Origin of the sequence: Pseudomonas sp. P9_31 (assembly GCF_034008235.1) — a bacterium.
GTDB lineage: Bacteria > Pseudomonadota > Gammaproteobacteria > Pseudomonadales > Pseudomonadaceae > Aquipseudomonas.
Map to the genome: position 1 here is coordinate 3,414,269 of NZ_CP125375.1, position 13,303 is coordinate 3,427,571.

Sequence of the window (13,303 nt, forward strand, 5' to 3'; positions counted from 1 at the left end):
GCGCCACTTCACCAACTAAAACGGTGGCGCTTTTAATTATCCACGCAGGAACACTTACATGAATAACGATAAACCAGATCACTTCTCGCCCCATAACTGGATGACAGTAACACCGGCCATTGACAACTTATCACTGTTGGAACTTACACTGCCCGGCACTCACAACGCCGGGAGCGACTGGAAAGCCTCCTACCCGCTGCTGAGCCCCCCTCGTCACTGGCTCGCGTGCCAGCACGATTCTTTTTATGCCCAGCTTCGCCATGGCTCCCGAACGCTCGATGTCCGTTTGATCTGGGAACCCAAAGCCGTGGGGCTCGGAAAGTTTCGTGTTCACCACAACGGCCATCGCAACTCTCGAACACTCGGTGAACTTATAACCGATATCAAAGCGTTTCTCGGCCAGAACCCCGACGAGTTCATTATCGTAGACTTTCACGAATTGCAAGGTGACTCATTCGATTTCGCTTACTTCAACGCCACGATACTTCAACTGCTGGGAGATCAAATTATTCCAGCACAAAATCGGCATCTCAGCCTGGGCCAACTGAAAGAGATCAGCGCGAAACAACGCGTATTGGTCGCTGCGCCGCCAGACAGTGCGTTGGATCGACGCGTATTTCTCGAGCGAATCAGACACAGGTGGATCGGCAACACCATCGTCGGCTCCGCTGACCTGCAGCAATACATTGTCGAGGTGCTGAAATACCCGCCAGGTACATGGGCACCATGGTCGCTTTCCGCCACCAGCTACAGTGTGCTCGGCGGGCCAGTCGACATTCACACAGAGCTCGATAAATGGTTTGACCCTCAAAACAGCGACTGGGCGATAAAGTGCAACATCATCAACGTCGACTTTATTGAAGAGAGCAAAATTGTTTCCTGCTGCCGAACCGTCAACCTGAAAAAAGCCAGCCAGAAAATCAACTAGCCATCGCAATATCAGGTGGCCATATTTGTGGATATATTTCCATGGCTGGCAATGCTGCCGTGCACTTCTATGCTGGGTCATGAAACGGATGGGGCATGCAGCCACATCCACCCCGTGAATTTCTTCGGCCCACGGATGGGGCGAAGTCAGCGACAAGGAACTGTCATGACCCGCAGCACTGCAATCACGTTCGACAAGCAGAAGTGGATGAGCAACGTACCGGATATCGACCGGTTGAAGCTGACCGATATCGTCTGGCCCGGCACGCACAATGCCGGCATGGACAAAAGAGCCCCCAACCATGAGGTGGTGATCGGCAATTGGACGACCTGCCAGAACGATTCCTTTGCCTGGCAACTGGCCAACGGGGCGCGGGCGTTCGATATCCGGCTCGGTTGCGTCGCCGGCCCGGAAGTACCGGTTTTCTACTTTCATCACAACGGTTATCAGTCCCACCGCATCCTTGATGAGCTGGTCGACGCGGTGACGACATTCCTCGATCAAAATCGGGACGAGTTCATCGTGCTCGACTTCCACCAGCTGGGTGATGGGTCGAAGCCTTTCGACTACAAGCAACTCAATGATTTTCTGATGCGCCGCCTGGGCACGCGTCTGATTTCTGCCTCGGATGGATTGATTACTGTGGAACAGCTCAAGCGCGTCAGTTCGAAGCGCCGCATTGTCATGGCAGCACAGATGAAACCTGGGCTGGACAGTGAGTATTTCTGGCCGCGAATTCCTCACAAGTGGAATGGCAAGGTATTCAGCGACACCAGCGATCTTCAATCCCATATCGAGACCACCCTTGCAGGGGCTCCTTACGAGACTTTCCTCTGGTCGTTGTCGGCGACCTGCTACTCGGCGCTGGGCGGTCCGCAGCACATCAAAAACCATATCGATGACTGGTTTCATTCTTCCCGCGACAGGGTCACCCGGTGCAGCATCATCAACACCGATTTCTTTGACGAGTCGCAAATCGTCCGCTACTGCTGGATCGCCACCAGCATGAAAGCGGTTTATGGCCATAGATTGCATGAACGGCCATTAGCGATAGTCGCGGCAGGCTGGCACAGCAGGCGCGGAACGAGGCATGATCCGCTGGCGATAACAAGAAAAGTGTCCTGACATGACCCGAACAGCCCGCGTGACAGACCCCTCCTACGAGTTGATGGATGACCATAACGGGTTGTCCATCATCTACCGCCAGCACGGCTTTCCCTGCCCGTTGGTGCGCTGGCATTTCCATAAGGAATACGAGCTGCACCTGATCGTCGCCAGCTCCGGCAAGGTATTCATCGGTGACTACATCGGTAACTTCTACCCGGAAACACTGTTCCTGACCGGCCCCAACCTGCCCCACAACTGGATCAGCCAGGTGGCCGAAGACGAAGTGGTGCCCAATCGCGACATGCTGGTCAACTTCACTGACGAGCTGTTCGAAAGCGGCCATCAGGTGTTCGCCGAACTCAAGACCCTTGCGCCCTTGCTGGAGCGCGCACAGTACGGCATCGAGTTCCGCTGCAAGCGCACCATCCGCCAGGCCATGACCTTGATGCAGCGCATTGCCGATACCCAGGGCATGACCCGGCTCGGGTATTTTTTCATTCTGCTGGAGTTGCTGGCGACGTCCGATGACTATCAGTTGCTTTCCGGTGCCACGACCCCGCAATTGGCCGATGAACACAATATCGACCGTACCAACCGGGCGGTGGATTACATCTTTGCTCATTACGCCCGGGAACTGCCTCTGGAAGAAGTCGCCGAGCACTTGGGTCTGACGCCGACCTACTTCAGTCGCGTGTTCAAACAGGCCACCGGACGCTGCTTTATCGAGTTCGTCAATCGCCTGCGCATCAGCAAATCCTGCGAGCTGCTGGCCGATGGCAACAAGCCGGTGACTGATGTGTGTTTCGAGTCGGGCTTCAACAATATTTCCAACTTCAACCGGCGTTTCCAGCAACTCAAGGGCATGACGCCGTCGCACTACCGGCGGTTGGTGGTGCAGCGGCTGACCGAGCAAAACCTGGGTTAACGCAATCCATGTGGGGGCGGGCTTGCTCGCGAAGGCGGCGTGTCAGGCGGCTTCGATGTTGAATGTGCCGGCCTCTTCGCGAGCAAGCCCGCTCCCACAGGTGGTGCACCTTAAGTACAGGTTTCAAGCCTAAAACCTGTACGAATTCAATTGATGCAGACGGCTGAAAAGCCGTGCCATGCACCTCTGCCCCTCAACCTCAGTGCAAAATAGTATCGATCACAGTGCGATGGATGATTTGTCAGCTCATCGATTGAAGGCTGTAATCAGTGCACATTCTTCCTTGCGCAGGAAGACACAAAAACAATAACTGTCCTTCTGTAACCCGCCCGGTGCAGAAAAGGAGTGCACGATGCAACCTTCTGTAAAAGCTCTGCTTGCTCTTACCTGCATGACCCTCAGCAGCGTCAGCCTCGCCGCCCAGACCCTGACCATCGCCACCGTCAACAACAGCGACATGATCCGCATGCAAAAGCTCTCGAAAACCTTCGAGGCCGAGCATCCGGATATCAAGCTCAATTGGGTGGTGCTTGAAGAAAACGTCCTGCGCCAACGCCTGACCACCGACATCGCCACTCAGGGCGGGCAGTTCGATGTGTTGACCATCGGCATGTACGAAGCCGCACTCTGGGGCGCCAAGGGTTGGCTGGAGCCGATGAAGGATTTGCCGGCCAGCTACGCCCTCGACGACGTCTTCCCTTCTGTGCGTGAAGGCCTGTCGGTCAAGGGCTCGCTCTACGCCCTGCCGTTCTACGCAGAAAGCTCCATCACCTATTACCGCACCGACCTGTTCAAGGACGCCGGGCTGACCATGCCCGAACGTCCAACCTGGGAACAGATCGGCGAATTTGCCAGCAAACTCACCCATAAAGATAAAGAACAGTACGGCATATGCTTGCGCGGCAAGGCCGGCTGGGGCGAAAACATGGCGCTGATCACCACCGTCGCCAATGCCTTTGGCGCACGCTGGTTTGATGAGAAGTGGCAGCCGGAATTCACCGGGCCCGAGTGGAAGAACGCGCTGAACTTCTACGTCGACACCATGAAAAAATCCGGCCCGCCGGGTGCTTCCAGCAACGGCTTCAACGAAAACCTCGCGCTGTTCAATAGCGGCAAATGCGCGATCTGGGTCGACGCCAGCGTTGCCGGCTCGTTCGTTTCCGATAAAACCCAAAGCAAGGTCAGCGACCACGTCGGCTTTACTTACGCACCGCACCAGACCACCGACAAAGGCTCGGCGTGGCTCTATTCCTGGGCGCTGGCGATTCCGACCAGTTCCAAGGCCAAGGACGCGGCGAAAACGTTCAGCGCCTGGGCCACTTCCAAGGAATACGGTGCCCTGGTCGCGGAAAAAGACGGCATCGCCAACGTGCCGCCAGGCACTCGCGCCTCGACCTACACCGAGGCCTACATGAATGCCGCACCGTTCGCCAAGGTGACGCTGGAATCGCTCAAGGCAGCCGACCCGAGCAAGCCGAGCGCCAAACCGGTGCCCTACATCGGCATCCAGTTGGTGACCATTCCTGAATTCCAGGCCGTGGGCACCCAGGTCGGCAAGCTGTTTTCGGCCGCGTTGATCGGCCAGACCACGGTTGACCAGGCCCTGACCGCCGCCCAGTCAACCACCGAACGTGAGATGAAGCGCGCCGGTTATCCCAAGTAACCAGCGCAACCCGCTCCCGCCTTCTGTGGGAGCGGGCTTGCCCGCGATGACGGCCTCACATTCAACATTTTGGGTGACTGATACACCGCCATCGCGGGCAAGCCCGCTCCCACATTAGATCTTCATAGGTCTGCATGAATCGGTTCTGATCGCCATGAATACTTCAACCACTGTCAAAGCTCACATCGACATCCCCCAACCGGTGCGTAAAAGCCGGTTGACCAACCCCGGCTGGTTTCTGGTCAGCCCCTCGGTGGCGTTGTTGCTGCTGTGGATGATCGTGCCGCTGGGCATGACCGTTTACTTTTCAATGATCCGCTACAACCTGCTCTACCCCGGTGAAAACCAGTTCGTGGGGCTGGAGAACTTCAGCTACTTCCTCAGCGATTCGGGTTTCCTGCCCGGCGCCACCAACACCCTGTTGCTGGTAGGCAGCGTGCTGCTGATCAGTGTGGTGTTCGGCGTGTTGATCAGCGCGTTGCTGGAGGCCAGTGACTTTCTCGGTCGCGGCATCGTGCGGGTGATGTTGATTTCGCCGTTCTTCATCATGCCCACCGTCGGTGCGCTGATCTGGAAAAACCTGATCTTTCACCCGGTCTCGGGGATTCTCGCCTACATCTGGAAGCTGTTCGGCGCGCAGCCGGTGGACTGGCTGGCACACTACCCGCTGCTGTCGATCATCATCATTGTGTCCTGGCAATGGTTGCCCTTCGCGATTCTGATTTTGATGACCGCCATGCAGTCCCTCGACCAGGAGCAGAAAGAAGCCGCGCGCCTGGACGGTGCAGGTCCCATCGCGATTTTCTGGCACCTGACCCTGCCGCACCTGGCCCGGCCGATCGCGGTGGTGGTGATGATCGAAACCATCTTCCTGCTGTCGGTGTTCGCCGAAATCTTCACCACCACCAACGGTGGCCCCGGTTACGCCTCGACCAACCTCGCCTACCTGATCTACAACCAGGCGCTGGTGCAGTTCGACGTCGGCATGGCGTCCGCCGGTGGTTTGATCGCGGTGGTGATTGCCAACATCGCGGCCATCGTGCTGGTGCGGATGATCGGCAAAAACCTGACAGACAAAGCCTGAGGCCTGCGCCATGACTCTTCAACAATCCCGTCGCCTGCAAAGCCTGCTGCTCGGCACTCTGGCCTGGGCCATCGCGATCCTGATTTTCTTCCCGATATTCTGGATGGTGCTGACCAGCTTCAAGACCGAAATCGACGCGTTCGCCACGCCGCCGCAGTTCATCTTCACGCCGACGCTTGCGAACTACCTGCACATTAACGAGCGCAGCGATTACTTCAGCTTCGCCTGGAACTCGGTGGTGATTTCCTTCAGCGCCACGGCCCTGTGCCTGCTGATCGCGGTGCCGGCGGCCTACTCGATGGCGTTCTATGAAACCCAGCGCACCAAAGGCACGTTGCTGTGGATGCTCTCCACCAAAATGCTGCCACCGGTGGGCGTGCTGATGCCGATCTACCTGCTGGCCAAGAGCTTTGGCCTGCTGGATACGCGAATCGCGCTGATCGTGATTTACACCCTGATCAACCTGCCGATCGTGGTCTGGATGATTTACACCTACTTCAAAGACATCCCCAAGGACATTCTCGAAGCCGCACGTCTGGACGGCGCCACGTTGTGGCAGGAAATGGTCCGGGTGCTGCTGCCGATCGCCAAAGGTGGCCTGGCTTCCACGGTGTTGTTGTCGCTGATCCTGTGCTGGAACGAGGCGTTCTGGTCGCTGAACCTGACCTCGTCCAAAGCCGCGCCACTGACCGCATTGATTGCCTCGTACTCAAGCCCTGAAGGTCTGTTCTGGGCCAAGTTGTCGGCGGTCTCGACCCTGGCTTGTGCGCCGATCCTGATCTTCGGCTGGATCAGCCAGAAACAATTGGTCCGCGGCCTGTCGTTTGGCGCCGTGAAATGAATGTCCCCGGATCCTGATCTGACACAAAACCCTGTGGGAGCGGGCTCGCCCGCGATGACGTCGGCAAATTCAACCTGGATGTCGGCTGCTAAATCGCCATCGCGGGCAAGCCCGCTCCCACAAAAAGCTCACCAGGCGCAATTGAATTAACTCAAGCGGAGGCCCCCATGGCCAACCTGAAAATAAAAAACCTGCAAAAAGGCTTCGAAGGCTTTTCCATCATCAAGGGCATCGACCTGGAAGTGAACGACAAGGAATTCGTGGTATTCGTCGGCCCATCGGGTTGCGGCAAATCCACCCTGCTACGGTTGATCGCCGGCCTTGAAGAAGTCAGCGGCGGCACCATCGAGCTGGACGGCCGCGACATCACCGAAGTCAGCCCGGCCAAGCGCGACCTGGCGATGGTGTTCCAGACCTACGCCCTGTACCCGCACATGAGCGTGCGCAAAAACATGTCGTTCGCCCTCGACCTGGCCGGTGTAGCAAAAGCCGAAGTCGAGAAAAAAGTCGGCGAAGCGGCGCGCATTCTGGAACTCGGGCCGATGCTGGAGCGCAAGCCGAAACAGCTGTCCGGCGGTCAGCGTCAGCGCGTGGCCATCGGCCGGGCCATCGTGCGTAACCCGAAAATCTTCCTGTTCGACGAACCGTTGTCCAACCTCGACGCCGCCCTGCGGGTGCAGATGCGCCTGGAACTGTTGCGCCTGCACAAAGAACTGCAAGCCACGATGATCTACGTGACCCACGACCAGGTCGAAGCCATGACCATGGCCGACAAAGTCGTCGTGCTCAATGGCGGCAAGATCGAGCAAGTCGGTTCGCCACTGGACCTGTATCACCAGCCGGCCAATCTGTTTGTCGCCGGTTTTCTTGGCACACCGAAAATGGGCTTCCTCAAGGGCAAAGTCACCCGCGTTGACAGTCAAAGCTGCGAAGTGCTGCTGGACGCCGGCACCCGCATCACCCTGCCGCTGAGCGGTGCCAACCTGAGCGTCGGCGGCGCAGTGACGCTGGGCATTCGCCCGGAACACCTGGAGCTGGCGCAAGCCGGCGACTGTACGCTGCAAGTCACCGCCGATGTCAGCGAACGTTTGGGCAGCGACACCTTCTGTCACGTCCTGACGTCTTCCGGCGAAGCCCTGACCATGCGGGTTCGCGGCGATCTGGCCAGCCGTTATGGCGAAACCCTGAGCCTGCGCCTGGACGCCGGACACTGCCATTTATTCGATGCCAACGGTGTGGCGCTGACCCGCCCTCTGCGCGCCGCAGCCTGATTCGAGAGCCTGTGATGAAACTGAATAAACACAACCTCAACCACCTCGCCCCCGAGGTGGCCCTGCCCGCCTACACCCTGAGCGACACCCGCCAGGGCATCGCGCACATTGGCGTCGGCGGTTTCCACCGCGCGCATCAGGCGTATTACACCGACGCCTTGATGAACACCGGCGAAGCATTGGACTGGGCCATCTGCGGGGTCGGCCTGCGCGCCGAAGACCGCCGCGCCCGGGACGATCTGCAAGAGCAGGATTACCTGTTCACCCTGTTCGAACTCGGCGATAGCGACGACAGCGAAGTGCGGGTCATCGGCGCCATCCGCGACATGTTGCTGGCCGAAGACAGCGCCGAGGCGCTGATCGACAAACTCGCCAACCCCGAGATCCGCATTGTCTCGCTGACCATCACCGAAGGCGGTTACTGCATCGACGACAGCAACGGCGAGTTCATGGCGCACCTGCCGCAGATCCAGCACGACCTCGCTCACCCGAACGCGCCGAAAACCGTGTTCGGTTTCCTCTGCGCCGCGCTGGCCAAACGCCGTGCGGCCGGCACGCCCGCGTTCACCCTGATGTCCTGCGATAACCTGCCGCACAACGGCGCGGTGACCCGTAAAGCCCTGCTCGCGTTCGCTGCCCTTCGCGATGCCGATCTGCGCGACTGGATCGAGAGTCATGTGAGCTTCCCCAACGCCATGGTCGACCGCATCACACCGATGACCAGCACCGAACATCGTCTGCAACTGCACGACAAACACAGCCTCGACGACGCCTGGCCGGTGGTCTGCGAACCGTTTGTGCAGTGGGTGCTGGAAGACAAATTCGTCAGCGGTCGCCCGGCCTGGGAAAAGGTCGGCGTGCAATTCACCGACGACGTCACGCCTTACGAAGAGATGAAGATCAAACTGCTCAACGGCAGCCACCTGGCCCTGACCTATCTGGGCTTTTTGAAAGGTTACCGCTTCGTTCACGAAACCATGAACGACCCGCTGTTCGTGCGCTACATGCGCACCTACATGGACCTGGACGTAACGCCGCAACTGGCGCCGGTGCCGGGCATCGATTTAACCGAGTACAAAAACACGCTGGTGGCGCGCTTCTCCAATCAGGCGATTGCCGATCAGCTGGAGCGGGTGTGTTCGGACGGCTCATCGAAGTTTCCAAAGTTCACTGTGCCGACGATCAATCGTTTGATTGCCGATGGCCAGGAGACCAAGCGTGCGGCGCTGGTGGTGGCGGCGTGGGCGCTGTACCTCAAAGGTGTGGATGAGAATGGCCACGCCTATTCGATTCCCGATCCGCGGGCGGCATTCTGTCAGGCGCTGGTGGCCGATGATGCGTTGATCACTCAGCGGTTGCTGGAGGTTGAGGAGATTTTCGGGACGGCGATACCGCGTTCTCTGGAGTTCGTCGAGGCGTTCGAATGGTGCTGTAACAGCTTGCGGGAGGTTGGGGTGGCGCGGACGCTGGAGCGGGTATTGGCGTAAGAATGGTGGTCAATTGACCGCCGTCATCGCGAGCAGGCTCGCTCCCACATTAGATCGTTGTCGAACACAAATCCTGTGTCCTCTAAACATCTCCTGTGGGAGCGAGCCTGCTCGCGATTGGGCTCACTGATATCGACCTGACGATCCAAGGATCTTCCATGGCAAACCAACAATTATTCCTGGGCATCGACTGCGGCACCCAAGGCACCAAAGCCGTCATCCTCGATGCGCATAGCGGCCAGGTCCTCGGCCAAGGCGCCGCCGTCCACAGCCTCTTCAGCGGTGCCAGCGGCCGTCGCGAACAAGACACGGCCCAATGGCTGGAAGCCTTTACCCTCGCCACCCGCCGCGCGCTGTTTGCGGCGGATGTGGACGGTCAGGCCATCCTCGGCATCGGTGTTTCCGGCCAACAACATGGTTTGGTCCTGCTCGACGATCAAGGTCAGGTACTGCGCCCGGCCAAGCTCTGGTGCGACACCGAATCCACCCCGGAGAACGACCGCTTGCTCGCCCATCTGGGCGGCGAAAAAGGCTCTCTGGAGCGCCTCGGCGTGGTCATCGCGCCTGGCTACACCGTGTCCAAACTACTCTGGACCAAAGAACAACACCCGCAGGTGTTCGCCCGGATCGCCCGCATTCTGCTGCCCCATGACTACCTCAACTACTGGCTCACCGGCCGCAGTTGCAGCGAGTACGGCGACGCCTCAGGCACCGGTTATTTCAACGTGTGCACCCGCCAGTGGGACTTGCAACTGCTGCGCGACATCGACCCCACCGGTCGCCTGCAAGCCGCACTCCCGGAACTGATCGATGCTCACCAGCCCGTCGGCACAATCCTGCCGAGCATCGCCGGGCATCTGGGCATCAACCCCAAGGCGCTGGTCTCCAGTGGCGGCGGCGACAACATGATGGGCGCGATCGGCACCGGCAATATCAAGCCCGGCGCGATCACCATGAGCCTTGGCTCCTCGGGGACGGTTTACGCCTATGCCGAGCAACCGAATGTCAGCCCGGACGCCTCGGTCGCAACGTTCTGCTCCTCCAGCGGCGGCTGGCTGCCGCTGATCTGCACCATGAACCTGACCAATGCCACCGGGGCGATTCGCGAGTTGTTCGAACTGGATATCGAACCGTTCAACGCCTTGGTCGAGCAAGCGCCGATCGGTGCCGAAGGCGTGTGCATGCTGCCGTTCCTCAATGGCGAGCGCGTTCCCGCCCTGCCCCATGCCAGCGGCAGCCTGCAGGGGTTGACCATGACCAACCTGACCCGGGCCAACCTGTGTCGTGCCGTGGTGGAAGGCGCCACCTTCGGCTTGCGTTACGGGCTGGACCTGCTGCGCAAGAATGGTTTACAAAGCCGTAGCATCTGCCTGACCGGCGGCGGCTCGAAGAGCCCGGTGTGGCGGCAGATCGTCGCCGACATCATGAATACGCCGGTGATTTGTACCGAACACAGCGAAGCCGCGGCCCTTGGCGCAGCGATTCAGGCGGCGTGGTGCAAATCCTGGGCAAACGGGCATGAAGACAGCCTGGCCGACTTGTGTGAGCGCTGCGTAACGCTCGATCCGGCCAGTGAAACCTTACCGATTGCAGAAAATGTACTGGCCTGTCAGCAGGCCTACGAACGCTATCAACAGCATGTCGCAACCCTTTAAAGAGCGAAAACTATGTATCTGGTGTGTGGTGAAGCGCTATTCGATTTCTTCAGTGAAGACGATGCCAGCGGCCTGGCGTCCAAAGTGAATTTCAAGGCGATTGCCGGCGGCTCGCCGTTCAACGTGGCGGTCGGTTTGCGCCGCTTGGGCGTCGATGCCGCGCTGTTTGCCGGGCTGTCGACCGACTACCTCGGCCGACGTTTGCAGCAAGTGCTGCAGGATGAAGGTGTGCGCCCGGACTACCTCGTGGACTTTGCCGCGCCGACCACGCTGGCAATGGTCGCGGTCGGCGCCAATGGTTCACCCCATTACAGCTTTCGTGGCGAGGGTTGCGCTGACCGGCAATTGAAGCTGGAGCACCTGCCAGAACTGGGGCCTGAAGTCCGCGGCTTGCACATCGGCTCGTTCTCGTTGGTGGTGCAACCGATTGCCGATACCTTGCTGGCGCTGGTTCAGCGGGAAAGCGGCAAGCGCCTGATCAGCCTCGACCCGAACGTGCGCCTGAATCCCGAGCCAAACATCGAGTTGTGGCGTTCGCGGATTGCCACCCTGGTGGAGCTGGCCGACCTGATCAAGGTCAGCGATGAAGACTTGAGCCTGTTGTACCCCGAGCAAGATCCGCAGCGCGTGATCGAAGGCTGGCTGGAGCATCGCTGTCAGTTGGTGTTCCTGACCCGTGGCGGCGAAGGCGCAACGGTGTTCAGCCGTCGTCATGGTTCGTGGTCAGTACCGCCTGTCAATGTAGTAGTCGCCGACACCGTTGGCGCCGGCGACACCTTCCAGGCGGCGCTGATTGCCTGGCTCACCGAGCAGCAACTGGATTCGGTCGACGGTTTGCATCAGTTGAGCAAGGAGCAGATCGAAGCCATGCTCAGGTTCGCCGTTAGCGCCGCCGCCCTGACCTGCAGCAAGACCGGGCCGGATTTGCCATATCGGCGGCAGTTGGGCTGAAATCCGCGCCCCACATGCCTCCTCTGCCATTGCAGGCCCTGAATTCAGGACCTGCCGTGGGTGCTATATTTTTCGTCTCTTATATTTTCTAGATATATAGTTATTACAATTTAAAAATACACCCTGCAACATCGAGCCAGGCAAAAGACAATCGGCTATTGACAACTTTATATTTCCTACTCCAACAATAAAATTTATAACACTTCATAATTGCAGTTATTCCAAAAAAATAAATACAAGCAATTGACTGCACCAACGACTTCAACTCCTTGATCTCTTCCACCTTTCCAGCACCACTGTTTCTGATTCCATATCAGAATCCTATCTTGTTGAATTATATTAACAAAACAGATGGTCACAGCAGGTTTCTGCCGAGTCAACCCAACTGTCGCAGAAGAGGAGACTGGTTAATTAAAAATAACCTGACAGTCACTTGACCGTTACTTGCCTTCAACTAATATCTTTTCCACGCACAGCGCAGGTAAGGATAATTGTTGTGCGCCATCCTTATACCCCCACAACAGGAAAAGGAACTCCAACATGGAAAGTGTCGCTATCTCAGCTGCCCAAATTAACTGGAACGGCGGACAACGCATTACGCTCACCGCAGGTGATACAGCCACCTGTACCGCGCTTAGCCCCGGCCAGCTTTATGGCATCTTTATCTACAACTCTGCTCAAAATGACACCAATTCAACTGTCTCCGTAAACTGGAGCAATAGCCTGCCGCCCGTACAGATCACAGTCCCTGGCACCACGGCCAATGCAGGCCTGGCATCATTGGGTTTTGTCTCGGGCACCGATACTCAAACCATTTCGGTTTCACTGCCCAGCAACAGCGGTAAGTCACAGGTGGAAATCTGGCTGGGAAGTGTCAGCATGCCGACCAATACATCGGGGCTGACCAATTATCCGCTGCCGGCCGATGGTGAGCAGCATCCGTTCAACAAGTACTCCCGTTACTATGCGGTACCTCCCTCGAAATGGATGAACCTGACGATCACCAGTACCATTACACAGTTCCTCTCCTGCCAGTTCCGTGAGGCGCAAGCGACCGTGTTCGTCGTCAATGAGACTTCAAACGGCCTCCTTGCCAATCAGGTCACCAACATTGGGCCTACTGCCAGTGCGGCTGGGAACGTCAAGATCGTTTACTCGCAGATCCAGAGCATTACCAACAATCTGCAAGGCGACGGTACGCAATGGGTGTGGATGGATGCGGACAGCACGCAAAACTCTCAAAGCGCGACCATTTCCTTGCAATCGCTTTGAATTTTCTAGCTGAGTAATAAAGGAAGGCCCCACTCTGTGGGGTCTTCCTTTTATCTGGCGTAACGACCAATCGCCTCAAGAAATGCCCGTATTCATTGCGCAAAACCTCGGTTATAGGG

The 13,303-nt window shown here is 58.0% G+C and carries 11 protein-coding genes; all 11 read left to right on the forward strand.

Translation table 11 applies throughout. The features are described 5' to 3' along the window. Positions 1-58: 58 nt before the first annotated feature. Complete coding sequence (locus QMK51_RS14895; RefSeq protein WP_320390703.1) at positions 59-928, forward strand: phospholipase; 870 nt, start codon at positions 59-61, stop codon at positions 926-928. 165 nt (positions 929-1,093) lie between these two features. Continuing rightward, complete coding sequence (locus QMK51_RS14900) at positions 1,094-2,053, forward strand: phospholipase (protein WP_320390704.1); 960 nt, start codon at positions 1,094-1,096, stop codon at positions 2,051-2,053. A gap of 1 nt (position 2,054) precedes the next feature. Continuing rightward, positions 2,055-2,960 carry an AraC family transcriptional regulator gene (locus QMK51_RS14905; RefSeq protein WP_320390705.1) on the forward strand — a complete coding sequence of 302 codons (906 nt, stop codon included), beginning with the start codon at positions 2,055-2,057 and terminating at the stop codon, positions 2,958-2,960. A 352-nt stretch (positions 2,961-3,312) separates the two neighbouring features. Next, positions 3,313-4,623 carry a sugar ABC transporter substrate-binding protein gene (locus tag QMK51_RS14910; RefSeq protein ID WP_320390706.1) on the forward strand — a complete coding sequence of 437 codons (1,311 nt, stop codon included), beginning with the start codon at positions 3,313-3,315 and terminating at the stop codon, positions 4,621-4,623. Positions 4,624-4,777: 154 nt separating this feature from the next. Beyond that, complete coding sequence (locus QMK51_RS14915; RefSeq protein WP_320390707.1) at positions 4,778-5,707, forward strand: sugar ABC transporter permease; 930 nt, start codon at positions 4,778-4,780, stop codon at positions 5,705-5,707. 10 nt (positions 5,708-5,717) lie between these two features. Continuing rightward, the gene (locus QMK51_RS14920; protein WP_140668699.1) at positions 5,718-6,548 is read left to right on the forward strand and encodes a carbohydrate ABC transporter permease; all 831 of its coding nucleotides are present in this window, start codon (positions 5,718-5,720) and stop codon (positions 6,546-6,548) included. A gap of 167 nt (positions 6,549-6,715) precedes the next feature. Beyond that, positions 6,716-7,819 carry an ABC transporter ATP-binding protein gene (locus QMK51_RS14925; protein WP_258695919.1) on the forward strand — a complete coding sequence of 368 codons (1,104 nt, stop codon included), beginning with the start codon at positions 6,716-6,718 and terminating at the stop codon, positions 7,817-7,819. Between the two features lie 14 nt (positions 7,820-7,833). After that, positions 7,834-9,306: a mannitol dehydrogenase family protein gene (locus tag QMK51_RS14930; RefSeq protein ID WP_320390708.1), complete on the forward strand. Its 1,473-nt coding sequence runs from the start codon at positions 7,834-7,836 to the stop codon at positions 9,304-9,306. 158 nt (positions 9,307-9,464) lie between these two features. After that, a complete protein-coding gene (gene xylB / locus QMK51_RS14935; protein WP_320390709.1) occupies positions 9,465-10,961 on the forward strand; it encodes a xylulokinase in 1,497 nt (498 codons plus the stop codon). Between the two features lie 12 nt (positions 10,962-10,973). Then, positions 10,974-11,912: a carbohydrate kinase family protein gene (locus QMK51_RS14940; protein ID WP_258695922.1), complete on the forward strand. Its 939-nt coding sequence runs from the start codon at positions 10,974-10,976 to the stop codon at positions 11,910-11,912. A 540-nt stretch (positions 11,913-12,452) separates the two neighbouring features. Continuing rightward, a complete protein-coding gene (locus QMK51_RS14945) occupies positions 12,453-13,184 on the forward strand; it encodes a hypothetical protein (RefSeq protein ID WP_258695923.1) in 732 nt (243 codons plus the stop codon). Positions 13,185-13,303: the final 119 nt, after the last annotated feature.